Raw genomic sequence first — 24,720 nt, forward strand, 5'->3', positions numbered from 1 at the left:
GCGGCGGTCAGCGGGGGGACGTCTCGACGGGGACGTAGTCCGCGACGGTGACGATGCCTCCGGGCTCGAAGCTGACCGGCTGGAGCCCGACTGGGCGGCCGTCCGCGAAGGTGACGATCGTGACCTGGGCGGTCCGGCGCAGCTTGCTGCCCAGGGCGAAGGCGTAGACGGCGCCGCCGGTGGAGGCCGTCGTCAGCGTCGTGGTGGTGCGGCCGTTCGCACCGGCCACCACCTCGGGGCCGACCGTCCGGTGCAGGTGGCCCGACAGCACCAGGTCGGCGCAGCCGGATGCCGCGGCCTGCTTGCCGGACGACGGGCTGTGCACCGCGACGACGCTGACGTCGCCGGCCTCGCAGGTCGCAGCGGTGAGCTCCTCGTCCTGCTTGCGGATCGCGGCCGAGTTCGCCTTCGGATCGCCGCTGTAGCCGGCGGTCAGTCCTGAGCTGCGCGGATCGCTGCTGCCGATGAACCGGATGCCGGCGACCGTGACGGGCTTGCCGTCCAGGACGGTGAATCCCTTGTCCTTCATCTGCCGGCTCACGGTGCCACCGGTGTCGTGGTTGCCGGCGACCGAGACGATGTCGAAGTCGCGGAACTCGCGCGCCAGCGAGTTGATGCTGAACGACTCCCAGCTGGCGCCGTTGGACGTGTCGTCGCCCAGGTCGATCAGCAGCTTGGCGCCGGCCCGGTCGGCGATCGCGCGAGCCACCGGGTCCATGCCGATGTTGTCGTGGCGGTCGGTCACGACCAGCGCGGTCGTCTCGCCCTCCTCGGGGGTGCGGACCACAGCGGTCCTCGCCGTCTCCTCCAGCGTCCCGTAGAAGGACACCGACGTCCGGTAGGTCTCCAGCGCACCCTCCACGAGGGCCTTGCTGCCGGACGTCGACGCGCCCTGGACGATCTCGACCCGGTCGAGGACGGGATCAGCCGGCAGGAGCGGGAACACCGACCCGATCGGCACCCAGGCCGCGTCGCGGGACTGGGGTCGCTCGGGGACAGCGACCAGGACGAGGGCCGCGGCGGTCACGACACCGACGCTCGCGGCGCCGACGAGCTGACGCCGCTGCGGGTGCCGGGCAGCGACCCAGATCGCCCGCCGGCGTGCCCGGCCGATCGCCCACCACCCCACCATCGCACCCACGACGGCGAGCGCGCCCGCACCGACGCCGCGCATCGCCGCGTCCGCGAGCATCGACACCAAGGAGGACCGGACGGCGGCGATCTCGCCCTGCGGCTGGGAGGCGATGACCGCATCGCGCGCGATGAGCTCGTTGAGCTCGGAGATGTCGCTGTCGCCGAGGCGGATGTCGACGCCGATGCCCAGCGGCGCGTCCGCGGGGAGGCGGATCTGCGGGATCAGCGTCCCGAAGTCGATGCGGGCATAGCCGTCGAAGGTCGGCTTGACGACCGCGTCGTGCGCGCCGATGACGATCGAGCGCTCACTGTGCACGAACGTCGAGTACGCCGTCGGCAGCGCGACGGCCACGCCCAGGACGACCAGCAGGACGATCTTCAGGGCGCGCGCCGCCACGGCATGTGAGCCAGGGGTCATGCGATCCGGTTGCTCCAGCGATCGGTCGTGCCCACCGTGGTGAGCAGCTGGGTCGCGCGGGTCAGCACGACGTACAACGTGCGCCAGCCGGCGCTGGACTCGTCGGTGATGGCGTCCGGCTCGACCACGACGACGGCGTCGAACTCCAGGCCCTTGGTGTCCAGGCCGTCGAGGACCCGCAGCCGGTCGGGGTGCTCGGCCAGCAGATCGGCCAGGTCGTCCCGGAGGCGGTCGACCGCTGCGCGGGCCGCGACGATCGCCACGGTTCCCTCGACCCGGTCGAGGACCTCCAGCGCGCTCGCCCGCGCGGTGTCCACGAGGTCCGCCGGCGGCACGACGAGCTGCTTGGGCTGCTCGCCCGTGCGCCGCACGGCATCGGCCAGGTCCGGATCGGGGACGCCGATCGCGGCGACCTTGGCGGCGAGATCGTAGATCTCCGCGGAGTTCCGGTAGTTGGTCGAGAGCCGGAACGCGTGCTCGGGCTTTCCGTCGAGGGCGTCCTTGCGGGCGGCCGCCGACTCCAGCGGGTGCGGCCACGAGGACTGCGCCTCGTCGCCGACGATCGTCCAGCTGGCGTGCCGCCCGCGGCGGCCCAGCATGCGCCACTGCATCGGCGACAGATCCTGCGCCTCGTCGACCAGCACGTGCGCGAAGCCGTCGTCCTCGATGCTCTGGGTCGTCCGGTTGCGGTCTACGCGGTCCTCACGCTCACGGCGCTCGAAGCTCATGAGCTGCTTGGGTGCGTCGTCATCGTCGTCGTTGGCCTCGGGGACCTCGCCCACGAGGTAGCGCAGCTCGTCGATCAGCGGGACGTCCTGGATGCTCGGCTCGCCGGCGACCCACGACGCCTTCAGGGCGGCGATCTCGGCGCGGCTGAACGTGCCGTTCGACAGCTCGTCGACCAGGTCCGGCAGGGTGCGCCAGATCTCGATGGGCTCGACCGGCGGCCACCACTGCTCGACGAAGTCGATGAAGCGGTCGTCGGTCGTGACGATCTCGACGAAGTCCTCGCGGCCCTTCTCCAGCGCCCGCTCGCCGCGCACCTGACGCCACAGCGCGTCGACGAGGACTGCCGGGACCTGGGCGTACGCGCGGTTGCGCCGGGCGTTGGACAGCAGCTGGCGACGGATCTTGTCCAGCTGCTGGGGCTGCAGGCGCAGGACGTCGTCCTTGTAGAAGTAGCGGAACTCCGTCGGCGAGCCGGCCAGCGGCGCGGCTGCGGCGCGCTTGAGGAAGCCCGTCATCCGCGACGATCCCTTGGCGGCAGCTGCGACCGGCTCGTCGTGGCGACCGGCGCGGATGCCGTCCACGACCTCACCGAGCGAGCGGAGCGTCACGCTGGTCTCACCGAGGCTGGGCAGCACGCGCTCGATGTAGTTCATGAAGACGTTCGACGGGCCGACGACCAGCACGCCACCGGACTCGAAGCGCCGGCGGTCGGTGTACAGCAGGTAGGCCGCACGGTGCAGCGCGACGACCGTCTTGCCGGTTCCCGGGCCACCGCCGATCGTGGTGGCGCCGCGGCCCGGCGCGCGGATGGCCTCGTCCTGCTCCTTCTGGATCGTGGCCACGACCGAGTGCATGGAGGTGTCCCGGGCGCGGGTCAGGCTGGCGAGCAGGGCGCCCTCGCCGACGATCACCATGTCGTCGGGCGCGTTGTCGGCGTCCAGCAGATCGTCCTCGACGCCGATGACCTGGTCGTTGGCGCACCGCAGCACGCGGCGCCGGACGACGCCGGCCGGCTCCTGGGCAGTTGCCTGGTAGAACACCGCGGCGGCCGGGGCCCGCCAGTCGATCAGCAGGATCTCGCGATCGGCGTCACGGACGCCGATGCGTCCGATGTACCGGGAATCGCCGTCCAGCATGTTGAGGCGACCGAACACCAGCCCGTCGTGCGCCGCGTTGAGCGCAGAGAGCCGCTTGGTCGCCTGGTAGACCATCGCGTCACGCTCGACGAGACCGCCTTCATTGCCGACGTGACCGCGCGCCATTCCCTCGACCACCAGGGACTGCGCAACCTTGGCGGATGCGTCGAGTCGCTCGTAGACCGTGTCGACGTACGACTGCTCGGCCTCGATCTCGCGCTGTTCCGCGTTGTGTGAGCTCACCCCACTCCTTCACCTTCTGGGAGAACTCACAAGTCTATTGCCTGCCGAAAATATTCCGCAGGCGGATGAGGCCGCGCGTCACGTCTCTCCGGCCCCGACTGCGGTCGCGTCCTTCGGACATCGTGCCTACCGTGGAAGACCAGGACGTTCTACCCGCACCGACGTCATGCGCCGGACGCCTGTTTACACAGACCTAAGTCCTGGGTCAGGATGACGTCCGGGCCCTATCTGCCGGGACTGGTCCCTCAGTCCGTCGGGACTTAAGTCCTAAGGAGTTGTTTCTCGTGCGAAAGACCCTCGTCCTTCTCATCGCGTCTGTCGTGGTCCTCGGGCTGGTCAGTCCTGCTGAGGCGGCCAAGAAGTCGGGCAAGAAGAGCTTCTCGGTGTCGCTGAGCCCCAAGCCGACCGGAACGCAGAAGAAGTACAACGACACCAGCCTGGACCTCTCCTCGCGCCATGCCCCGGTCAACACCCGCACGACGATCCGCGGCAAGGTCAAGGGCGGCAAGGTCAAGGGCAAGAAGGTCGCCATCTACGTGACCAACATGAACACCCAGGCGCGCAAGCGCACGTTCCTGGGCTCGGCCAAGATCGGCAAGGGCGGCTACTTCACCAAGCGGTTCGCGCCCAGCAAGGGCCACGCGGGGAGGTACAAGATCCAGATCGTGAAGAAGGCCGGCAGCGGACGTCGCGCCAAGACCAAGACCTTCTACATCCGGGTCTACGAGTGGGTCAGCCTGTCGAGGTTCTACGACGCCGCCGCCAGCACGCCGGGGCTCGCGCGGGCCGACAAGGAACCCGTGGGATCGCGCACCAATGAGCGGTGGAGCGTCTCGTACGCACTGCCCGGCGCATCGACCGCGGTCTTCAACCCTGCCGGGTACGGATGCGTCCGGTTCAACCTCAAGCTGGGGGTGTCGACGGCCTCCCGGGTGGACGCCGCCGCGTACACGGTGGCTCAGCCGGGCCGGCTGCTCATGGCGGGGACCAAGACCCGCGGGGGAGGCTTCGACGAGCCGTCGCGAGCCACGTCCGAGAGGATCGACCCGAACCTGCCGCTGACGGTCTCCAACGTCGGCGACCCCGGGTCCCGATTGATCCTGGGCCTGCCGAAGATGGCGTGCCTGCGGCCCTACAAGGTGGCGCCCGCGCCCCGGTGAGGGAAGCTCAGCCCGCGTCGAGGATCCGCCGCAGGAACTGACGCGTGCGCTCCTCCTGCGGGTCCCCGATGACCTGGGCGCAGGTGCCCCGCTCGACGACGACCCCGCCGTCCAGGAACAAGGCCTGATCGGCGACCTGCTCGGCGAAGCGGATCTCGTGCGTGACGATGATCGTCGTCCAGCCCTCGCTGGCCAGGTCCTTGATGACCGAGAGGACCTCGCCGACCAGCTCCGGGTCCAGCGCCGACGTGGGCTCGTCGAACAGGACGACCTTGGGCTTGAGCGCCAGCGCGCGGGCGATGCCGACCCGCTGCTGCTGCCCGCCGGACAGCTGGAAGGGATGCTGACCGGCCTTCTCGATGAGGCCGACCTGGTCCAGCAGCTCGAGGGCGTCGGCGATCGCCTCCTCGCGGGGACGCTTCTGCACCTGGACGGGCCCCTCGATGACGTTCTCCAGCACCGTCTTGTGCGGGAACAGGTTGTGCGACTGGAAGACCATCCCGCTCTGCGCCCGCAGCCGCGCCGTCTGCTCGCGGGCCGCCTTGCCGCGCGCCGGGAGGGTCGCGAAGTCGACCTCGACGTCACCGATGCGCACGGTGCCGGAGTCCGGCGTCTCCAGCACATTCAGCGAGCGAAGGATCGTGGTCTTGCCGGAGCCGGACGGGCCGAGCAGGACCGTCGTGGTGCCCGCGTCGACGGTGAAGTCGATGCCGCGCAGGACGTGGTTGTCGCCGAAGGCCTTCTCGAGCCCGCGGACGTCGACGAGGGGTGCGGTGGGGTCGGTCATCTGGCCACGAACCTGTCCAGTCGGGTCTCGATCCTGCGCTGACCGGCAGCCAGCAGGGCGCAGACGACCCAGTAGTACAACGCGGCCGTCAGGTACAGCGGGAAGAAGGTCTGCGCCGCCGATGCGGCGATCTGGGCCTCGCGGAACAGCTCGGTGACCAGCACGACCGACAGCAGCGAGGTGTCCTTGAGCAGGGAGATCAGCGTGTTCGACAGCGGCGGGACGGCGGTGCGGGCGGCCTGCGGGAACACGATCCGGCGCAGCGCCTGCCAGTAGCCCATCCCAATCGTCGCCGCCGCCTCGAACTGCCCCTTGGGCACCGAGAGGATCGCCGAACGGACGATCTCGGCGGCGTACCCGCCGACGTTCAGGCTCAGCGCCAGCACCGCGGACGGCCACGGCGGCAGGTCGAGGCCCAGCTCGGGCAGGCCGTAGAAGACGATGAACAGCTGCACCAGCAGCGGGGTGCCGCGGATGACCGAGATGTAGACGCGGGCGATCGCGCTGAGGATCCGGCTGCCGGAGATGTTGGCCAGGGCCGCCGCCACCGCCAGCACCAGGCCCAGTGCGAAGCTGATGATCGTGATCGGGATCGTGGCGATCAGCAGCGCGCGGAACATCGGCCAGGCGGCGTCCTTGATGATGTCGGCGTCGCTGCGGGTGGCCCGGCCACCGGACAGATCGGCCTGGCCGGAGTTCTGCACCGACACGTCGATCTTGAAGTACTTCTGGGAGATCTTGGCCAGCGTCCCGTCCGCCTTGAGCGCCGCGATGGCGTCATCGGCCTGCTTGAGCAGCTGGCGCTCGTCCTTGCGGAAGACCAGCTTCTGCTGGCTGACCTCGTCGCCGGCGGTGCCGACGATCTCGATGTCGTCCGAGCCCGTGGTGTTGAGGTAGTCCAGCGCCGCCAGGTTGTCGTTGATCAGGGCGTCGACCCGTCCCTGCACCACGAGCGCCGCCGCCTGGGCGAATCCCTCGACGCCCTCGACCTTCGCCCCGGCCTTGCGGGCCAGCTCGGCGTAGTTGGTGGTCAGCGACTGCGCGGTCGTCTTGCCCTTGAGGTCCGACAGCTTCGTGATGCCCTTGGTGCCGGTCTTCACCACGATGACGCCACGCGAGTACGTGTAGGTGTCCGACAGCCCGTACCGCGCCTCGCGCTCGGGGTTGTCGGTGACCTGGTTGGCGATGACGTCGATGCGGTCGGCGTCCAGGGCGGCGAAGATCGCGTCGAATGTGGTCTCGACGAACTTCAGCCGCCATCCCGCCTTCTTCGCGACGGCCTTGATGACCTCGACGTCGTACCCGGTGAGCTTGTTGCTGCCCGACTCGTGGAACGAGAACGGCGGGTACGTGCCCTCCGTCCCGACGCGGACGAGGGGGCGGTTGTCCTCCGCGGCGACCGCCGACCCCGCCGGCACCACGACAAGGGTCACCAGCAGGAGTGCCAGCACCTTCAGCACGCGCCGCATCGGGACCCTCTCGTGTGTGTGGTCCGACGCTACGGCGGTGGGGGTCGTCCCGCACCCCGCGCCCCAGGCGTCCACCATCCGGACGCGCATCAGGGCCCCGGGACGACCAGCGTCCCGGGGCCCGTCACCGGTGCACGTCTTACTTCTTGATGCGCACCGTCTTGCTGGTGCCTGCAGCGTTCTTCTTGCCTTCGTAGACCACCGTCAGCTTGTGCTTGCCCTTCTTGAGCTTCGAGACCTTCACCTTGACGGTGCCGGACTTGACCGAGACCCGCTTGAGGGTCTTGCCGTTCTCACTGATCGTGATCTTGCCCTTCGCCTTCTTGCTGGCGCTGGGCGAGATCTTGATCGTGAAGGTGGCCTGCTTCTTGCCGGTAGTGACCTTCGCCGACAGCTTGGCCTTCTTCTTGGCGGCGAACGGCGCCTTGACGGTGCGAGTGATCGTCCCGTAGCCGTACGTCTTGTAGGTGATGACCGCCGACAGCTTCTTCTGGTAGTCCGCCTTCGAGACGCGGTGGGTGCGAGCGGTCTGGCCGGCCAGGGCCTTTCCGTTGCTGAACCACTGGTACGAGACGCTGGCACCGGGAGCAACCGAACCGGGCGAGGCTGCGATGGTCTTGCCGAGGACCGGGAGACCAAGGACCTTGGGCTGGCTCCGGAACAGATAGTCGCCGCGCTTGACCGAGTCTTCGGGATACGCCTCGTACGAGCGGGAGTCAGTCGCGCTGGTGACCTTCACCTCGGCGAAGATGTTTCCGAGCTCGTTGGCCGTGGGCACGTACGTGGGGCTGGTGGCTCCCGGGATGATGCCCTGGTCGCCGTACCCTGTGCGCCACTGGTAGGTGACCGAGGTGACCGCCTGGGCGTACGTACCCGAGCTGACTGCCAGCGGCTTGCCGACCTGTGCGACGCCGGTGACCTCGGGGTAGACCCGCGCGCAGATCGAGGTCGGGAGGGGGGATACCTGTGTGGTGAACTGCGGGTTCAGGCCCTGCTCCACGTTGGCCGCGACAGCGATCGTGGTGCTGACGCCCTCGTATATTTCGCAGTCGTCGTAGACGTTGACCGAATAGGTACCCGGCGGAAGCGCCTGGGTGAAGGTGCCATTGTCCTCGACGTACGCGTACTGGTTGAAGTCATCGCCAGCCTCTGGGGTGTCGCCCCCCTTGCGGAACGACACGTAGGCCCCGGGCACGGCCGCTCCGGCGGGGTTCAGGACGGTTCCGGTCACGACTCCGGTCGGGCCCGGCACGGCGTGCGCGGAGGTGGCGGTCGCGGCGAGCGCGCCGGACGCGAGGGCCATGGTGGCGACGAGCGCACCGACCCTGCGCATGGAGGTCAACTTCATCTTGGTTTTCTCCTAGGTAACTGGGTGTGGCTAGAATCCCCTGAAGTTACCGCAGTGAGACGGTCTTTCACTGTCGAATGGGACAAAGGTTCACGGCAGCGGAGGCCGCTAGTTCCTGCGGTTCAGGAAGGCCGTCATCGCGGCGCGGGCCTCGTCGCTGCCGAACAGCTCACCCGACAGCTCGGCGAGGGCGGGCCCGAGGGCGTCGAGGCGGGCCACGACGTCCTGGTTGAGCAGCTTCTTGGTCTCGCGCAGCCCTTGCGGGTAACCCTTGACCAGCTCGCCCAGGGCACGGGCGACCTCGGCCTGCAGCTCGGCGTCGGGCACGACCCGCGTGACCAGGCCGATGGCGGTGGCCTCGGCCGCGTCGAACGTGCGCGCGGTGAGGAACAGATCGCTCGCCGCGCGGTCGGTCAGCCGGGGCAGCAGCGTCGCCGAGATGACGGCCGGCGCCAGCGCGAGCCGCACCTCGGTCAGCGCGAAGGTCACCGACTCGGCCGCGATGACCAGGTCGGCCGCGCCGACGATGCCGAGCCCGCCGGCCCGCACAGGACCGGCGAGCTCGACCACGACCGGCTTGGCGGCCGTCGCGATCTGCCGCTGCAGCGCGATCAGGCCCTTGGCGCCCTCGACCATGCTGCCCTCGGCCGCCTCCGACAGGTCGGCTCCCGAGCAGAACACCCGTCCGGCCGAACGGACCAGGATGGCGCGCGCCCCCGGGTCGGCGTCCGCGGCCGCCAGGTGGGCCGACAGCTCGGACACCAGCTGCTTGCTCAGCGCATTGCGGTTGCGCTCGCTGTCGAGCGTGATCGTCGCGACGTCGTCGGCGACCTCGAGGTGGACGAGCTCGGTCATGGCACTCCTTGTCGATGGCCCTGACGTTCTGACACGACACGCCGGGGTGTTTCGGTCAAAACGTCAGGGCCAGCGGGGCTTTAGTAGGACTTGGGCAGGCCCAGGGAGAACTGCGCCACGAAGTTCAGCGCCATCTCCCGGCTGACCGGGGCGATGCGCGACAGGCGCGAGCCGGCCAGCATCTGCACGAGACCGTACTCGTTGGCCAGGCCGTTGCCGCCGTGGGTCTGGATCGCGCGGTCCACGGCGTTGCAGACCGCCTCGCCGGCGGCGTACTTGGCCATGTTGGCAGCCTCGGCGGCGCGCATGACGTCGCCGGCCGCGTACAGCGCGGCGGCCTTCTGCGTCATCAGGCGAGCCATCTCGATCTCGATGTACGACTGCGCCAGCGGGTGCGAGATGGCCTGGTGCGCGCCGATCGGCGTGTCCCAGACCTTGCGCTCCTTGGCGTACTCCGACGCCTTGGCCAGCGCCAGGCGGGCCGTCCCCAGCGCGAAGGACGAGGCCATGATGCGTTCGGGGTTGAGGCCGGCGAACAGCTGCTCGATGCCGGCGCCCTCGCCGCCGATCAGGGCGTCCGCGGGCACCCGCACGTCGTCGAAGAACAGCGTGAACTGCTTCTCCGGGGAGATGATGCCCATCTCGATCTCCTGGTACGTGAAGCCCTCGGAGTCCGTGGGGATCAGGAACAGGGCCGGCTTGAGCTTGCCGGTGCGCGCGTCCTCGGTGCGCGCGACGACCAGGACGTGGCTGGCCTCGTCGACGCCCGAGATGTACGTCTTGGTGCCGGTCAGGCGCCAGCCGTCGGCCTCGCGGTACGCGGTGGTGATGATGTTGTGCGAGTTCGACCCGGCATCCGGCTCGGTGATCGAGAAGGCGAAGGTCGAGGTGCCGTCGGCCAGGCCGGGCAGCAGCGCCTGCTTCTGCTCGTCGCTGCCGTACTGGGCGATGATCGTGCCGACGATCGCCGGCGACACCACCATCAGCAGCAGCGGGCTGCCGGCCGCCGCGAGCTCCTCGCACACCGCGGCCAGGTCGCCGATGTCGCCGCCGCCTCCGCCGTACTCCTCGGGGATCGCGACGCCCAGGAAGCCGTTGCGGCCGGCCTCCTGCCACAGCTCGGTGGTCTTCTTGCCGGCCTTGGCGGCCTGCTCGAAGTAGTCGCGGCCGTACTTGGCGCCCAGTGCGGCGACGGAGGCGCGCAGCGCCACCCGCTCATCGGACTCGGTGAAGGCGATGGTCATGTGGTTTCTCCTGGTTCGATGATGGCGAGGACGGTTCCGGACTCGACCTGCGAGCCGGCGGTGACCGTCAGCTCCCGGACGATTCCGTCGGCGGTTGCGGTGATCGTGTGCTGCATCTTCATCGCCTCGAGGACGACGATGACGTCCCCTTCGGCGACCTGCTGGCCATCGGCGACCGCCACGCTGACGACGGACGCCGGCATGGGGGCCAGCAGGGATCCCTCGACGACGGCCGATGCCGGGTCGACGAAGTCGGGGACCGGCACGAGATCGATCGATCCGTGAGGACCGTCGACGTCGACCCACCCCCCGCCGATCGCGACACAGTAGGTCTCGGTGACCCCGCCGACGTCGAGCACGACCTGCGTCGGGCTCGCGCTCACGACCGAGACGTCGTCCAGGTCGTGCTGCACGAAGCCGGCGGAGTACGACACGACCAGATCCGGCTCGTACGTCCTGGTGCGCGGCTGGCTGGGGACGTTGCGATAGGCCGCCGGCACCCGGCTCAGCACCCGCGCCCCGGCCGATGCCGCGGACGCCTCGGCGAGCGCCGCCGCCAGTGCGGCCCGACGGACCATGCCGTCGTCGAGCGACGGTGCCGTCCACGCCTCCAGCCGCTGGTCGAGCAGCGCCGTGTGGACCCGGGCGGCCGCGAACTCCTCGTCGGCCAGGATCGAGCGCAGGAAGTCCAGGTTGGTCGAGACGCCGTGGATGCGTGTGCGCCGCAGCGCTCCCTGGAGGCGCCGCAGCGCTGCCCGCCGGTCGCCCCCGTGCGCCACGATCTTGGCGATCATGGCGTCGTAGTGGATGCCGACGACCGAGCCGGACTCGACCGCGGAGTCGACCCGCAGCCCCGGCCCGGAGGGCACCTCGAACGTGCGCACCGTGCCGGTCTGCGGCTGCCAGCAGTCGGCCGGGTCCTCGGCGTACAGCCGCACCTCGATCGCGTGACCGTGCGGGCCGGCAGGCTCCTGGCCCAGCTCGGCCCCTTCAGCCACCGCGATCTGTGCCGCAACGAGATCGACCCCGAAGACCGCCTCGGTGACCGGGTGCTCGACCTGCAGCCTGGTGTTCATCTCCAGGAAGAAGACCCGTCCGGCGTCCAGGTGGGCATCGGCGACCAGGAACTCCACGGTCCCGGCGCCGACGTAGCCGACCGCCTTGACCGCGGCCCGCGCCGCATCGTGCAGCACCCCGCGGACGGCATCGCTGACGTCCGGCGCAGGGGCCTCCTCGACGACCTTCTGGTGCCGGCGCTGGATCGAGCAGTCCCGGTCGCCGACGATCCAGCAGGTGCCGTGGGTGTCGGCCATGACCTGGACCTCGATGTGCCGGGCGGTCGGCAGGTACGGCTCGACGAACACCGTCTCGTCCCCGAACGCCGAGAGCGCCTCGGCGCCGGCCCTGGCCAGCTCGTCGTCGAGATCGGCGGGGTCGTGGACGACGCGCATGCCGCGTCCGCCGCCTCCGGCCGATGCCTTGACCAGCAGGGGGTAGTCGTCGGCGGTCGCCGCCGCGGCGTCCACCGACAGGATCGGCACCCCGGCGGCGGCCATGAGCTCCTTGGCGCGGATCTTGGAGCCCATGGCATCGATCGTCTCCGGCGACGGGCCGATCCACGTCAGCCCGGCGGCGACGACGTCCCGGGCGAACTGCGCGTTCTCGGACAGGAATCCGTAGCCCGGGTGGACGGCGTCCGCTCCGGCCGACAGCGCGGCGGCGATGACCAGGTCGCCGCGCAGGTAGGTCTCGGACGGTGCGGACCCGGGCAGCCGGACGGCGACATCGGCCTCCCGGACGAAGGGCGCACCGGCATCGGCGTCGGAGAAGACCGCGACGGTCGAGATGCCCAGATCGCGGCACGTGCCGAACACCCGCCGGGCGATCTCACCCCGGTTGGCGACGAGAACACTTGTGATCACAGTCGGAACACCCCGAAACCCTCTGCGCCCTTGACCGGGCGGTTGTTGATGGCGCTGAGGCAGATGCCCAGGACCGTGCGGGTGTCGCGCGGGTCGATGACGCCGTCGTCGTAGAGCATCCCGGAGGTGAAGTACGCCAGCGACTCCTTCTCGATCTGCTCCGCGACCATGGCCCGCATCGCCGCATCCCCCTCTTCGTCGTACGGCACGCCCTTGGCCTCGGCAGCCCCGCGGGCGACGATCGACATGACCCCGGCCAGCTGCGCCGGCCCCATCACCGCCGACTTGGCATTCGGCCAGCTGAACATGAACCGTGGGTCGTACGCGCGTCCGCTCATCCCGTAGTGGCCAGCACCGTAGGAGGCGCCCATCACGACCGACAGGTGCGGGACGGTCGAGTTCGAGACGGCGTTGATCATCTGTGCGCCGTGCTTGATGATGCCGCCCTGCTCGTACTCGGCGCCGACCATGTAGCCGGTCGTGTTGTGCAGGAACAGCAGCGGCGTGTCGATCTGGTTGGCCAGCTGGATGAACTGCGCAGCCTTCTGCGCCTCCTCGCTGAACAGCACGCCCTGCGCATTGGCCAGGATGCCGATCGGGTGCCCGTGCAACCGGGCGAAGCCGGTCACCAGCGACGAGCCGTACAGCGGCTTGAACTCGTCGAAGTCGCTGCCGTCCACGATCCGGGCGATGACCTCGCGGGGGTCGAAGGGGATCTTGAGATCCGAGGGGATGATCCCGAGCAGCTCGTCGGGATCGTGCACGGGCTCGGCGTACGTCGGCTCGGGCGTCATGCCGGCCTTGCGCCAGTTGAGATTCTTGACGATCGATCGTCCGATGCGGATCGCGTCGCGCTCGTCGACGGCGAGGTAGTCGGCCAGTCCGGAGCGGCGGGCGTGCATCTCGGCGCCGCCGAGCGACTCGTCGTCGGACTCCTCGCCCGTGGCCATCTTGACCAGCGGCGGGCCGCCGAGGAACACCTTGGCGCCCTCCTTGACCATCACGACGTAGTCGCTCATCCCGGGGACGTACGCCCCGCCGGCCGTGGAGTTGCCGAACACCAGGGCGATGGTCGGACGCCGGTCGGCACTGGCGCGGGTGATGTCGCGGAACGACGCGCCGCCGGGGATGAAGATGTCCTTCTGCGTCGGCAGGTCGGCCCCGCCGGACTCGACCAGGTTGATCGTCGGCAGCCCGCACTCGGCGGCGATCTGCGCCGACCGCCGGACCTTGCGCAGCGTGCTCGGATTGGTCGAGCCGCCCCGCACCGTCGGGTCGTTCGCGATGATCATGCACTCGACGCCCTCGACGACACCGATGCCGGTCACGACGGACGCACCGACGGCGAACTTCGTGCCCCACCCGGCCAGCGGGGACAGCTCGAGGAAGGGCGAGTCGGCGTCGATCAGCAGCTCGACCCGCTCGCGGGCGGTCAGCTTGCCGCGCCGGTGGTGGCGCTCGATCGCGCGCTCACCACCGGCGTCGACCGCGGCCCGGTGCTGCACCGCGAGATCGGCGACCCGTTCGAGCATGTGCTCACGGTTCGCCAGATAGCTCTCGGATGTCGTGTCGACACCGGACCGGGCCGTCATCAGTAGCCCAGCAGTTTCGAGGCCAGGTCGGTCATGACCTCGGTGGCGCCACCGCCGATGCCGAGGATGCGGGCGTCGCGGTAGTGGCGCTCGACCTCGGACTCGCGCATGTAGCCCATGCCGCCGAAGATCTGGACGGCCTCGGAGACGACCCACTCGCACGCGGCGACCGACACGTTCTTGGCCACGACGGCCTCGAGCAGCGGGCTCTCGCCGGCTGCGGCCTTCTCGACGGCCTCGCGGGTCACGGCCCGCGCGGCCGCGGTGCGGCTGTGCATCTCGACCAGCTTGTGGCGGATGACCTGGCGGGTGATGAGCGGCTTGCCGAACGTCTCGCGCTGGCGGGCGTACTCGACGGCGAGGTCGAGCGCGCGCTGCGCGGTGGCGTAGCCCTGGGTCGCGAGGCTGACCCGCTCGTTGACGAACTGGTTGACGATCAGCGGGAACCCGCCGTCGATCTCGCCGACGATGTTGGTGGCCGGCACCCGGACGTCGTCGAACGTCAGCTCGGCGGTGTCCGAGCAGTGCCAGCCCATCTTGCGCAGCGGCTTGGACACTGTGAATCCCGGCAGGCCCTTGTCGATGACCAGCAGGCTGATGCCGCCGAAGCCGTCGCCGCCGGTGCGCACCGCGGTCGTGACGAAGTCGGACCGCACGCCGGAGGTGATGAACGTCTTTGCGCCGTTGACGATGAAGTCGTCGCCGTCACGGACCGCGCGGGTCGTGATGCGCGAGACGTCCGACCCGCCGCCGGGCTCGGTGATGCCGAGCGAGCCGATCTTCTCGCCGGCCAGCGTCGGCCGCACGTAGCGCTCGATCAGGTCGGTGTTGCCGCTGTCGACGATGTGCGGGACGGCGATGCCGTGGGTGAACAGGCTGGCCAGCAGGCCGGAGGAGCCGCCGGCGGACAGGACGGCCTCGGTCATGACCGTGGCATCAATGATGTCGCCGCCCGAGCCGCCGACCTCCTCGCTGAACCCGATGCCCAGCACGCCAACCTCGGCGGTCTTCTGGTGCAGCTCGCGCGGGAGCATCCCGGCGTCCTCCCAGTCGGGCAGGTGCGGCGCGATCTCCTTCTCGGTGAACGAGGTGACCATGTCGCGGAGCGCCTTGCGCTCGGGGGTGTTCCAGACGTTCACAAAGATGCCTCGGCAATCGGGGTGGGTAACAGGACAGATGGGATGGCGCAGTCGCGAGCCCGGAGCCACTCGCCCAGACCCTTGGCCTGGGGATCGAGACGGGTCGACGAGGCGACTCCGTCCCCGAGCAGCCCGTGGATCACGATGTTGACGGCCCGCAGGTTGGGCAGCGGGCTGATCTGGAGGTCGAGCGCCGCCGCCTCGGGCAGCAGCTCGCGGATCGTCGGCGCGTCGAGGAGGCTCACGAGCCAGGCGTAGGCGTCGTCGCGTGCCGGGTGGTCGGCCGGGATCCAGACGCCGATGTTGGCGTCGCCGCCCTTGTCGCCGGACCGGGCGAGCGCGAGGCGTCCCAGCGGCGCGCGGACGGTCTCGGCCGCCCACTCCCCGAGTGGCGCAATCGCACCCGCGACTGGCGCAGTCTGGGCATTCTGAGACGGCGTGTCGTCCGTTTTTGCGCCACTCGCGGGTGCGATTGCGCCACTCGCGGGTGGGGGGATGGGTTCGCGGCGGCCGTCGGGGTGGACGACGATGTGCGGGACGTCGGTCTGGGGGACGTATGCAGGGCGGTAGATGCCGAAGGGGGTCGCAGCCGCCGGCGGGCGCGAGACGCTGAACCCGGGATACGACGCCAGCGCGAGCTGGATCGCCGCATCGCTGAACGCCCGGCCGACGGGCTCGGGCTGGGCGCTCTTGACGTGCAGGCGCAGCAGGGACGTCGCCTGCGCCTGGGTGGCCGGATCGGCCACATCGGTGCGGTCCAGGTGCCACTCGACGCTGTCCGGACGGGTGCCGGCGCTGAGTGCGGCCTCCATCTGATGCTCCACGAGCGCGGCCTTCTCGGCGATGTCCAGGCCCGTGAGCAGGAACTCGACGCTGTTGCGGAAGCCGCCGATCTCGTTGAGGCACACCTTGGTGGTCGCCGGCGGGGCCTCGCCCACGACGCCGGAGATCGCGACCCGGTCGGGGCCGTCCTGGACGAGCGACATCGTGTCGAGCCGGGTCGAGACGTCCGGGCCGAGATACAGGGGCGAGCCGATCTCGTAGACCAGCTGCGCGGTGACGGTGTCGACCGTGACGGCTCCGCCGGTGCCCTCGTGCTTGGTGATGACGACCGAGCCGTCCTCGGCGATCTCGGCGATCGGGAAGCCCAGTGGCGCCGACAGGTCCAGCTCGCCGAAGCCGGCGAAGTTGCCGCCGGTGGCCTGCGTGCCGCACTCGATGACGTGCCCGGCCACGACGGCGCCGGCCAGCCGGTCCAGGTCGTCGCGGTCCCAGCCGAAGTGGGCGATCGCCGGGCCCACGACGACCGAGGCGTCGGTGACCCGGCCGGTCACGACGACATCGGCGCCAGCGGTCAGGGCGGCGGCGATGCCGAAGGCGCCCAGGTACGCATTGGCGGTCAGGATGTTTCCCGTGGAACCGACCTGGGCGGCCAGATCGGCGGCCCGGTCGCGCAGGTCATCGCCCTCGACGTGGGCGACCGTCAGGTCGAGCCCCTGCGACCCGGCGATCTCGCGCAGCTTCTCGGCCAGCGCCGCCGGGTTCAGTCCGCCGGCGTTGGCGACGATCTTGACGCCGCGCTCCTTGGCCAGGGCCATCGACTCGCCCATCTGGCGGGCGAAGGTCTTGGCATAGCCGAGCGACTCGTCCTTCATGCGGTCGCGGCCGAGGATCAGCATCGTCAGCTCGGCCAGGTAGTCGCCGGTCAGGTAGTCCAGCGGCCCGCCTTCGAGCATCTCGCGCATCGCCGAGAACCGGTCGCCGTAGTAGCCGGAGCAGTTGCCGACCCGGATCGCGCTCATCGGTCGGTCAGCCGGACGGGATCGGCGCCGGGTTGTCCCGCGAACGCCTGGACGATCGTGAGCCAGTGCTGGGCGTGCGGGCCCTGCGCGCGGACGTCGACGTCGTCGAGGTGACGGCGGCGGGTCGCCAGCAGTGCGAAGTCCTGGCCGGAACCGGTGACGCGCTCGGCGGCGTCCTCGGGCCCCCAGGCCCACAGCTCGCCGTCGGGGCCGGTCAGCTCGACCCGGATCTCTACACCCGGATCCTGCTCGCCGCGGACCAGATAGGAGTAACGCCGGGCGCGGACGCCGATGTGGCACACGTGACGGGTGCGGGCCGTCGGCGCGATCGTGATGCCGAGCGCCTCGCCGACGTCGTGCCCGTGCGCCCAGGTCTCCATGATCCGGGCCGTGGCCATTGAGGCAGGGCTCATGGGTGGGCCGAACCACGGGATCTTCTCCCCGTCCGGCACCTCGCGCAGGGCCGCGTCCAGCTCGACCCGACCGTCCCGCCACAGCAGGAGCAGATCGGCCGGGGGGATCAGCGCGATGTCGGCGGTCTGGGCGTCGATGAACCCGTCGGCATCACTGGCCGCTGCCGTCAGCATCGCGCCGAATGCCGCCGGCTCGCGGATCGCTGACAGCGACGCGGTGTCGGTCCAGTGCAGATGGGCGATCTGGTCGGTCACGGTCCAGCCCTCGGGCGTCGTGACGGTCGACCACCCAGCCTCGGTCAGCCCCGCGACCCACTGGTCGAGCTGGAGACTCTCGGCGGTCAGGTCCGACAGCACCTGGTCCAGCGTGCTCATGAAATCACCAGCTCGCGGCCGAGGACCTCGGCCCAGGAGTCCAGCACCGCTTCGCGCCGCTTGGCGTCATCGGTCAGCGAGGCGGCGAGGCCCAGCCCGCGGACGAGGTCGAGCGTGGCCTGCACGAGCTGACGGTTGTCGCCGCGTGCCTCGTCGATGCCGAGCAGCTCGACGGCGTAGGCGTGGGTCTCGCGACCGATCCGCCGCTCGAGCGGTCCGACCAGCTCGCGCAGCTCGGCGTCCGTGCGCGCCGCGACCCACAGCTCGAGCGCGGCGAAGAACACCGGCGAGACGAACTGACCGGCCAGGAGCTCGAGGACGCCCCGGATCCGGTCCTGCTCGGGCAGGCCCTCCGCCCGGCGACGCAGCTCGTCGCGGCGCCGCTCGGCGAGATGCTCGACGGCAGCGACCACCAGTGCCTGCTTGCTCGGGAAGTGGTGCAGCTGGGCGCCGCGGCTGACGCCGGCCCGCTGGCTCACCACGGTCGTGGTCGTGCCGGACCAGCCGAGCTCGACGAGGCAGTCGACCGTCGCCTCGAGCAGCCGCAGCCGCATGGCGCGGCTGCGCTCCCCCTGCGGGATGCGGCTCGCGGTCTCCGTCATGGCTCCAGCATGGGGTCCATTCCACAAACAGTCAAGCCTGATTGTTTGTTTCGGACGTTCGGACACCTCTGGTTCACTGGAGGGCACGGCACGATCCGACCTCCAGCAGGAGCCATCATGCGCACGTCTCTGACCGCCATCGCCGCCTCCCTCGTCCTGATCCTGACCGCCAGCGCCTGCGGCAGCGACGACGACGACAAGATCTCGTCGGCCGACCGCGAGAAGGCCGAGGCTGCGGCGCTCAAGTACGTCGGCGCAGGAAAGGCGACCGAGACCGATCGCGGCGACGGGGACGACGACTACGCATACGAGGTCGAGGTGGAGCTGCCGGACGGCATCGACATCGAGGTGCAGCTCGACGAGAACTTCAAGGTCACCAACCGCCCTCCCACGGCCTCCGACCTGGCGACACCGGCCCCGAGCACCACGCCGTCGGCCAAGCCGTCAGCCTCGCCGTCCACCGTCGCGCCCGATGACGACCGAGGACTGCTGGGCAAGACGGCGATCCGCGCGAAGGACGCCGCCCTGAAGGCGACCGGCGGCGGCGAGGTCCTCTCCACCGAGGGCAGTGACGACGCCGACCACGTGTACGAGGTGGAGGTGCGGACGCCCAGCGGCGAGGACGTGACCGTCGAGCTGGACGCGGACTTCAAGGTCGTCCGGATCGATCGCTGACATTTCCGAAAAGACAGGTGGTCGCATCCGTTAGTATCTGGCCTGCTCAGACCGCGTTCGAAGGATCGTCATGGCCGACCAGACTCCCGTTCCTCCCCCGCCTCCGCCGCCGGCACCACCGGTGCCGGCGGCCGCACCCGCCACCCCCGCCGCCCCCGGCCCCCCCTGCACCCCCGGGACCTCCGGCTCCCCCCTCCTCGGGCAGCGGCGCCAAGAAGGGCTTCGTCGGCGTCGTGGCGGCGGCCGTCCTGCTCGGCGGCGGTTACGGCGCCTATGCGGTCTACGACCGGCTCGACGGCGGCGGCCCGCAGCCCCATGACGTCCTGCCGGCATCGACCGACGCGTACCTGCGCCTGGACCTGGACCCCTCGGCGAGCCAGAAGATGGACCTGTTCAAGCTGGTCCGCGAGTTCCCCGACGTCGCCGACGAGCTCGGCATCAAGAGCGACGACCAGGACATCCGCGAGCTGGTGTTCAAGCAGGTCCTGTCCAAGGAGTGCGACGGCCTGGACTACGACGACGACGTCGAGCCGTGGCTCGGCGAACGCATCGGCGTGGGCCTGGACGTGGAGGACGGGAGCTTCCTGATCGCCGTCCAGACCACCGACGAGAAGGCCTCCCGCCAGGGGATCAAGAAGCTGTTCGCGTGCGCGGACGACACCTATGGCATCGCCTACCTGGACGGCTACGCGATCCTGGCTCCCAAGCAGGCCGAGGTCGACGCGGCGGTCAAGGCCACCGAGAAGGCCCCCTTGGGCGACGACAAGGACTTCGTCAAGGACTTCGAGCAGCTCGGCGACCAGGGCGTCGTGTCCTCGTGGATGGATCTCGAGGCCATCGCGAAGCTGCCCGAGTTCGTCGAGTCCGGCGGATCGCAGGCCGCCGAGCTCGCCGAGGCCGGATCGGCCGCCATGACGCTGCGGGTGGACGGCTCCGCCGTCGAGCTCGCGGTGCTGGGTGGTCCGGAGCAGAAGACCAGCTCGAAGGTCCGCGGCCTGGCCGATCTGCCGGCTGACACCCTCGTCGCCCTGTCGGTCAGCGGCGTCGGGGACCAGGTCACCGAGGGATACGACACCCTGATGCAGGAGCTGGACAAGCAGCTGCCGGTGGCGGCCACTCCGGTCCCACCGGTCGCCCGGGTCACGCCCGACGCGCCCGACGCGCCCGACGCGCCGTCCTCGCCGTTGCCGCAGATCTCGCCGGTCGAGCCCCCCACGGCGCCCGGCGGCTTCGGGAGCTTCGACCCCCGCCGCTGGATCGAGCAGCTCGAGCAGTCCAGTGGCCTGCAGCTTCCGGAGGACCTCGGCACGCTGTTCGGTGACAACCTCACGCTGGCGCTCGGCGCGAAGAATCTCGAGACGATCCCGCAGATGTCCGGGCCTGAGGACCTGAGCACCCTCGACGTCGCCCTGTCGCTGACCTCCGACCCGGCCAAGGCACTCGACCTCGTCCAGCGCCTGGCGACCCTGTCCGCCGACGGGGGCGTCCCGATGGTCGCCAGCCCGACCGACGACGGTGCCGTGCTGGCCACGAACCAGGACGCTGCCGACGCCATCACGAAGGGCGACGGCAAGCTCGGTGACGACAAGGTCTTCCGCAGCGTCATCCCCGACGGGGACGCCGCCTCCGGCGGCCTCTACGTCAATGTCGGCGCCCTTCTGGACAAGATCCTCGAGGCCGATCCCCCCAAGGACGTCCGGGACGGGATCAAGGAGGCCAAGGCCATCTCGGCCGTGGGTGTCTCGGTCAGCAAGAAGGACGACCGCCCGCTCACGAGCCTGCGGATCGCCTTCGACAAGTAGGGGGTCAGGCGGCGGGTCCGGGCACCTGCGCCGAGATCGTCTCGGTGTGGGAGTCCGGGTCCACCGTCGGCTGGCGGTCGAGCTCGCCCACCGCACGGCGGGCGAACTCGGCCGCGAGCTGTATGGCCATGTCGCTCTCGGGCAGGACGTCGGCCAGCACGGGGAAGGCGTGGACCTGCTTGCGCCAGAGGTGGATCTCGACCTCGACGCCCCGATCGGACAGCAGCAGGGCCATGGCCTCGGCCTCCGGCCGCAAGATCTCGTCCTCGACCACCACGAAGAAGGTCGGTGAGCGGATGTAGGCGCTGGCGTGCAGCGGGGAGGCGAATCCCTCGATCGCCGGCCCCTCGGGCAGCCACTGCTCCCGGATCTTGGCCAGGCGCTTGGCCGGCAGGTACGCATCGTGCGGACGGATGATGCGGGTCACGGCCTTGTCCTCCCGCTCCGGGTCGAGGCTGAGCAGCGGGGAGAATCCCAGGATCGCCGCCGGCGCGGGCAGACCGCGCCGGGTGGCCAGCTCGGCGACCTTCATCGCCAGGTAGCCACCGGCGGAGTCGCCGGCCACCACGATCTTGTCCGGGTGCGGCGACTCCTGGACGAGCGCCGCGTACGCCGTGATGGCGTCGCGCACCGAGTCCGCCACCGATCCGACCGGCAGCTGCACGTAGTCGACCGAGATGACCGTGGCGCCGGTCTTGAGCGCCAGTCGCTCGCAGATGCGCCGATGGGTCACGATGCTGCCCGAGAAGAAGCCTCCCCCGTGCAGGTAGAGCAGCGTCATCTCGCTGTCGGGCCCGTAGCCGTGCCGCATCGACTCGACCCGGACGCCGCCGAGCTCGCGGGCCTCGAACTGGATGTGCGGGGAGCGCCGGCGGCGGCCGGACAGGGCGTCGAGCCGTTGGATCGTGAGGAATGCCCGCTCGTTGATCGGTGTCCACATCAGGATCGGCTTGAACACGATGCGTGTCGTCCGCTGCAGCACCCGCGCCTTGAAGCTGAAGGCCTCGTGGACGACCGCCTGCTCGTACGCGACCCGCATGGGCCCCCGACCGGGTCGCTGGATCCGCTCCCGCCGCCGGTGGACCGGCGCGTCACCACGACGTGTCGTCAGCCGCTGGCTCACCCGGGTCCGCCACATGTCTTCGAGCGTACCCGCGGTATGCCAAAGCGCTCAGTCGACGCGGAACCGGGCGTCGATCTCGGCCCGGATCACGATCTCGGCCGGCACCCGGGCCGGCCGACGATCACGCCCCCCGCCGGACGCGGCCAGGACGGGGGCGGCCGGGGCCGACGAGCCCGCGAGCATGCCGGGATCGGCGATCTCGACGGGGACCACCCTCCCGCGGCGCACGGCATCGGCGTAGGCCTGGGCCTTGGCGACCGCGTCGTCGACGGCCGACTTGCGCACCTCGGACTCGTACCGGCGCCGGGTCGTGACGGACACGTCCCACTCCACGCCGCTGACCTCGACCCCGTCGACGCCCGACCAGTGGTCGAGGAACTTGTTCAACCGCTCGAAGTCGTCGAACTCCGCGCGCACCTCGACCTGCGCCCCGTGGTGGCCGACCGCGCGCACCTGGTCGCCGGTCCAGGCCTGCACGGCATCAGCGAGGTCGACCGAGGCGGTCATCGACACGATGGCGCGCTCGGCCGGGTGGTACTGGTCGGCGCAGCCGCGCACGGTGATCTCGAGCGTCGTCATGGCGACATCCTGCCCCATGGGGCCGGGGTCAGCACCTGTTTCACTACAGTGCCAGCACGTTGACGAGAGGCTCCACGCATGACCGACGCCGAGGGCGACGCGACCCGCAGCAAGACCATCACGTGGCAGGACCCCCGCCCGCAGGCCGGCCAGGCGCTGACGATGAGCGGCCTGGACTACCTGAACGCGATGATGGACGGGCAGATCCCGGCGCCCCCGATCTCGAGCCACATCAACCTGGAGATGCTGGAGGCGGCCGCCGGCACGGTCGTGATGGCCGCGACGCCGGACGAGTCGCACTACAACCCGATCGGCTCGGTGCACGGCGGCTTCGTCGCGACGCTGCTCGACTCGGTCTGCGGGTGCGCCGTCCAGTCGACGCTGCCGGCCGGCACCGCCTACACCTCGCTGGACCTCAACGTCAGCTTCCTGCGCGGCCTCACCGTCGACACCGGACGCGTCGTGGCCACCGGCCGGGTCACCAAGCCGGGATCGCGGGCCGCCTTCGTGGAGGCCGACATCAAGGACGCCTCGGGACGCCTGCTCGCCACCGCGACGTCGACCTGCCTGGTGTTCCCGGTCGGCTGACCGGCGAAGCCCCTGAAACCTGAGGAAATCCTCAGATAGCATCGACGCGTGGTCACACTCGACGATCTCCAGGTCCGCTCGCTCGGCGCGAGCACCATCGACAGCCCGCTGGCGCTCTACGTCGGCGGGCGCGAGACCAATGAGTACTACGTGGGCGAGACCGACCGGGTGCTCTACGACGACACGCTCGAGCTGATCGCTGCGCGTGGTGTCCCCCTTGACGAGCTGCCGACGTTCGAGTCCGGCGGGCCGCGCCGCAAGATCTTCTTCGACCCCGCCACGACCAAGGTCGGCGTCGTGACCTGCGGCGGCCTGTGCCCGGGTCTCAACGACGTCATCCGGGCGATCGTGCTCGAGCTGAACACCCACTACGGGGTCCGCGACGTCGTCGGGTTCCAGCACGGATATGCCGGGCTCGTCCCCGAGAACGGCCACGCCGTGGTGCCCCTGACACCCGCATCGGTCGCCCGCATCAACGAGCGCGGCGGCACGGTGCTGGGCTCGTCGCGCGGAGCGCAGGACCCGTCGGTCATCGTCGACCGCCTGGTCGAGCTGGGCATCGACATCCTCCTGGTCATCGGCGGGGACGGGTCCATGCGCGGGGCGCACAACATCGGCCTGGAGATCGCCGCCCGAGGGCTGCAGATCGGCATCGTGGGCGTGCCCAAGACGATCGACAACGACATCCCGCACATCGGACAGAGCTTCGGCTTCTCGACCGCGTTCGCCAAGGCGGCGGAGTCGATCAAGGCCGCCCGCGTCGAGGTCGAGGCCGCGGTCGGCGGGGTCGGCATCGTCAAGGTCATGGGGCGGCACGCAGGCTTCATCGCCTGCTACGCCGCGCTGGCCAACCACGACGCCGACTTCGTGCTGATCCCCGAGGTGGGCTTCAGCCTCGACGGTGACAACGGTCTGCTGAACCTGCTGGCCCAACGGGTCAAGGACAAGGGCAGTGCCGTCATCGTCCTGGCCGAGGGAGCCGGCCAGGACCTGATTCCGGCCGACGACCGCACGGACGCCAGCGGCAACGCGGTCCTCGGCGACATCGCGCGCTTCCTGCGCGACGAGATCGGCAAGGACTTCGCCAACCGGTCGCAGCCGCTCACGATGCGTTACTTCAACCCGGGCTACGCGATCCGCTCGGTGCCGGCGGACGCCTCGGACTCGGTCTACTGCGCGCGCCTGGCCCAGACCGCGGTGCACGCCGCGATGGCCGGGCGCACCGACATGGTCGTCGGACGCCGCCGGCACCGGTTCGTCAACGTCCCGATCCCGTTCGTGACGTCCGGATCGCACAGCGTCTCCCCCGACGGCGATCTGTGGCTCTCGGTCCTCGAGTCGACCGCGCAGCCCTTCGCGATGCGCTGACCCGTCCTTCCGGCGTCCCGCCGGGACCGTCGGTTTACCACGGTCCCTCGGCAAACCGTCACCGTCGGACGTCCGCCCACGGCAGATGCCGTCCGCCCCACGGAAATCTCCCCCGGGCGGACGAGATTTCCGGAGGGACCGTGGTAAACCGTCACCACGGAACAAGGGGCCATGGGGCCCACATGGTGAGACGGGCTGTGCGATTCGCGAGATGATG

The 24,720-nt window shown here is 70.2% G+C and carries 20 protein-coding genes; 5 read left to right on the forward strand and 15 right to left on the reverse strand.

Annotated features, from left to right (window positions below):
* Nucleotides 1-7: 7 nt before the first annotated feature.
* Complete coding sequence (locus NQV15_RS17460; protein ID WP_232403749.1) at nucleotides 8-1,552, reverse strand: metallophosphoesterase family protein; 1,545 nt, start codon at nucleotides 1,550-1,552, stop codon at nucleotides 8-10.
* Nucleotides 1,549-3,660, reverse strand: coding sequence for a HelD family protein (locus tag NQV15_RS17465; protein ID WP_232403750.1), 2,112 nt, complete (start codon nucleotides 3,658-3,660; stop codon nucleotides 1,549-1,551). The genes NQV15_RS17460 and NQV15_RS17465 overlap by 4 nt, the downstream gene beginning before the upstream one ends.
* Before the next feature lie 284 nt (nucleotides 3,661-3,944).
* On the opposite strand from NQV15_RS17465, the gene NQV15_RS17470 reads away from it, so the two are divergent.
* On the forward strand, nucleotides 3,945-4,820 hold the full coding sequence (locus tag NQV15_RS17470; protein ID WP_232403751.1) for a hypothetical protein: 876 nt from the start codon (nucleotides 3,945-3,947) through the stop codon (nucleotides 4,818-4,820).
* A 7-nt stretch (nucleotides 4,821-4,827) separates the two neighbouring features.
* On the opposite strand, the gene NQV15_RS17475 is transcribed toward NQV15_RS17470, so the two are convergent.
* The 11 genes from NQV15_RS17475 to NQV15_RS17525 all read right to left on the reverse strand — a co-directional run bounded on the left by NQV15_RS17475 (nucleotide 4,828) and on the right by NQV15_RS17525 (nucleotide 18,368).
* Nucleotides 4,828-5,607 carry an amino acid ABC transporter ATP-binding protein gene (locus NQV15_RS17475; RefSeq protein WP_232403754.1) on the reverse strand — a complete coding sequence of 260 codons (780 nt, stop codon included), beginning with the start codon at nucleotides 5,605-5,607 and terminating at the stop codon, nucleotides 4,828-4,830.
* The gene (locus NQV15_RS17480) at nucleotides 5,604-7,076 is read right to left on the reverse strand and encodes an ABC transporter substrate-binding protein/permease (protein ID WP_232403757.1); all 1,473 of its coding nucleotides are present in this window, start codon (nucleotides 7,074-7,076) and stop codon (nucleotides 5,604-5,606) included. Before NQV15_RS17480 ends, NQV15_RS17475 begins: the two co-directional genes overlap by 4 nt.
* A gap of 139 nt (nucleotides 7,077-7,215) precedes the next feature.
* A complete protein-coding gene (locus tag NQV15_RS17485) occupies nucleotides 7,216-8,424 on the reverse strand; it encodes a carboxypeptidase-like regulatory domain-containing protein (RefSeq protein ID WP_232403758.1) in 1,209 nt (402 codons plus the stop codon).
* A gap of 108 nt (nucleotides 8,425-8,532) precedes the next feature.
* A complete protein-coding gene (locus NQV15_RS17490) occupies nucleotides 8,533-9,279 on the reverse strand; it encodes an enoyl-CoA hydratase-related protein (RefSeq protein ID WP_232403760.1) in 747 nt (248 codons plus the stop codon).
* Between the two features lie 80 nt (nucleotides 9,280-9,359).
* Nucleotides 9,360-10,523, reverse strand: coding sequence for an acyl-CoA dehydrogenase family protein (locus NQV15_RS17495; protein WP_232403762.1), 1,164 nt, complete (start codon nucleotides 10,521-10,523; stop codon nucleotides 9,360-9,362).
* A complete protein-coding gene (locus tag NQV15_RS17500; RefSeq protein ID WP_232403764.1) occupies nucleotides 10,520-12,445 on the reverse strand; it encodes an acetyl/propionyl/methylcrotonyl-CoA carboxylase subunit alpha in 1,926 nt (641 codons plus the stop codon). The genes NQV15_RS17495 and NQV15_RS17500 overlap by 4 nt, the downstream gene beginning before the upstream one ends.
* The gene (locus NQV15_RS17505) at nucleotides 12,442-14,037 is read right to left on the reverse strand and encodes an acyl-CoA carboxylase subunit beta (RefSeq protein ID WP_232403766.1); all 1,596 of its coding nucleotides are present in this window, start codon (nucleotides 14,035-14,037) and stop codon (nucleotides 12,442-12,444) included. Before NQV15_RS17505 ends, NQV15_RS17500 begins: the two co-directional genes overlap by 4 nt.
* On the reverse strand, nucleotides 14,037-15,176 hold the full coding sequence (locus tag NQV15_RS17510; RefSeq protein ID WP_257125069.1) for an acyl-CoA dehydrogenase family protein: 1,140 nt from the start codon (nucleotides 15,174-15,176) through the stop codon (nucleotides 14,037-14,039). Before NQV15_RS17510 ends, NQV15_RS17505 begins: the two co-directional genes overlap by 1 nt.
* Nucleotides 15,173-16,978 (reverse strand): acyclic terpene utilization AtuA family protein, encoded by a 1,806-nt coding sequence (locus NQV15_RS17515; protein WP_232403768.1) that lies wholly within the window; start codon nucleotides 16,976-16,978, stop codon nucleotides 15,173-15,175. The genes NQV15_RS17510 and NQV15_RS17515 overlap by 4 nt, the downstream gene beginning before the upstream one ends.
* The gene (locus NQV15_RS17520) at nucleotides 16,975-17,766 is read right to left on the reverse strand and encodes a TIGR03084 family metal-binding protein (RefSeq protein ID WP_232403771.1); all 792 of its coding nucleotides are present in this window, start codon (nucleotides 17,764-17,766) and stop codon (nucleotides 16,975-16,977) included. Before NQV15_RS17520 ends, NQV15_RS17515 begins: the two co-directional genes overlap by 4 nt.
* Entirely contained in the window at nucleotides 17,763-18,368 is a 606-nt protein-coding gene (locus tag NQV15_RS17525; RefSeq protein ID WP_232403773.1) for a TetR/AcrR family transcriptional regulator, read from the reverse strand. The genes NQV15_RS17520 and NQV15_RS17525 overlap by 4 nt, the downstream gene beginning before the upstream one ends.
* Nucleotides 18,369-18,485: 117 nt before the next feature.
* On the opposite strand from NQV15_RS17525, the gene NQV15_RS17530 reads away from it, so the two are divergent.
* Nucleotides 18,486-19,043, forward strand: a complete 558-nt coding sequence (locus tag NQV15_RS17530) for a PepSY domain-containing protein (protein ID WP_232403774.1) — start codon at nucleotides 18,486-18,488, stop codon at nucleotides 19,041-19,043.
* A gap of 233 nt (nucleotides 19,044-19,276) precedes the next feature.
* Nucleotides 19,277-20,845: a DUF3352 domain-containing protein gene (locus NQV15_RS17535; protein ID WP_257125070.1), complete on the forward strand. Its 1,569-nt coding sequence runs from the start codon at nucleotides 19,277-19,279 to the stop codon at nucleotides 20,843-20,845.
* A gap of 4 nt (nucleotides 20,846-20,849) precedes the next feature.
* Here NQV15_RS17535 and NQV15_RS17540 read toward each other — a convergent pair whose 3' ends face one another.
* The gene (locus NQV15_RS17540) at nucleotides 20,850-21,983 is read right to left on the reverse strand and encodes an alpha/beta hydrolase (protein WP_232402231.1); all 1,134 of its coding nucleotides are present in this window, start codon (nucleotides 21,981-21,983) and stop codon (nucleotides 20,850-20,852) included.
* Nucleotides 21,984-22,016: 33 nt separating this feature from the next.
* Nucleotides 22,017-22,547 (reverse strand): SIMPL domain-containing protein, encoded by a 531-nt coding sequence (locus tag NQV15_RS17545; protein WP_232402234.1) that lies wholly within the window; start codon nucleotides 22,545-22,547, stop codon nucleotides 22,017-22,019.
* Nucleotides 22,548-22,625: 78 nt separating this feature from the next.
* On the opposite strand from NQV15_RS17545, the gene NQV15_RS17550 reads away from it, so the two are divergent.
* On the forward strand, nucleotides 22,626-23,135 hold the full coding sequence (locus NQV15_RS17550) for a PaaI family thioesterase (RefSeq protein WP_232402235.1): 510 nt from the start codon (nucleotides 22,626-22,628) through the stop codon (nucleotides 23,133-23,135).
* Between the two features lie 48 nt (nucleotides 23,136-23,183).
* Nucleotides 23,184-24,503: an ATP-dependent 6-phosphofructokinase gene (locus NQV15_RS17555; RefSeq protein WP_232402237.1), complete on the forward strand. Its 1,320-nt coding sequence runs from the start codon at nucleotides 23,184-23,186 to the stop codon at nucleotides 24,501-24,503.
* Nucleotides 24,504-24,720: the final 217 nt, after the last annotated feature.

It is taken from the genome of Aeromicrobium wangtongii, assembly GCF_024584515.1.
Lineage (GTDB): Bacteria > Actinomycetota > Actinomycetes > Propionibacteriales > Nocardioidaceae > Aeromicrobium > Aeromicrobium wangtongii.

Bases quoted from the DNA above. Each gene is read 5' to 3' on its own strand.
- NQV15_RS17460 (WP_232403749.1), bottom strand. From the start codon at position 1,552: ATGACCCCTGGCTCACATGCCGTGGCGGCGCGCGCCCTGAAGATCGTC.
- NQV15_RS17475 (WP_232403754.1), bottom strand. From the start codon at position 5,607: ATGACCGACCCCACCGCACCCCTCGTCGACGTCCGCGGGCTCGAGAAG.
- NQV15_RS17480 (WP_232403757.1), bottom strand. From the start codon at position 7,076: ATGCGGCGCGTGCTGAAGGTGCTGGCACTCCTGCTGGTGACCCTTGTC.
- NQV15_RS17485 (WP_232403758.1), bottom strand. From the start codon at position 8,424: ATGAAGTTGACCTCCATGCGCAGGGTCGGTGCGCTCGTCGCCACCATG.
- NQV15_RS17490 (WP_232403760.1), bottom strand. From the start codon at position 9,279: ATGACCGAGCTCGTCCACCTCGAGGTCGCCGACGACGTCGCGACGATC.
- NQV15_RS17495 (WP_232403762.1), bottom strand. From the start codon at position 10,523: ATGACCATCGCCTTCACCGAGTCCGATGAGCGGGTGGCGCTGCGCGCC.
- NQV15_RS17505 (WP_232403766.1), bottom strand. From the start codon at position 14,037: ATGACGGCCCGGTCCGGTGTCGACACGACATCCGAGAGCTATCTGGCG.
- NQV15_RS17515 (WP_232403768.1), bottom strand. From the start codon at position 16,978: ATGAGCGCGATCCGGGTCGGCAACTGCTCCGGCTACTACGGCGACCGG.
- NQV15_RS17520 (WP_232403771.1), bottom strand. From the start codon at position 17,766: ATGAGCACGCTGGACCAGGTGCTGTCGGACCTGACCGCCGAGAGTCTC.
- NQV15_RS17525 (WP_232403773.1), bottom strand. From the start codon at position 18,368: ATGACGGAGACCGCGAGCCGCATCCCGCAGGGGGAGCGCAGCCGCGCC.
- NQV15_RS17530 (WP_232403774.1), top strand. From the start codon at position 18,486: ATGCGCACGTCTCTGACCGCCATCGCCGCCTCCCTCGTCCTGATCCTG.
- NQV15_RS17540 (WP_232402231.1), bottom strand. From the start codon at position 21,983: ATGTGGCGGACCCGGGTGAGCCAGCGGCTGACGACACGTCGTGGTGAC.
- NQV15_RS17545 (WP_232402234.1), bottom strand. From the start codon at position 22,547: ATGACGACGCTCGAGATCACCGTGCGCGGCTGCGCCGACCAGTACCAC.
- NQV15_RS17550 (WP_232402235.1), top strand. From the start codon at position 22,626: ATGACCGACGCCGAGGGCGACGCGACCCGCAGCAAGACCATCACGTGG.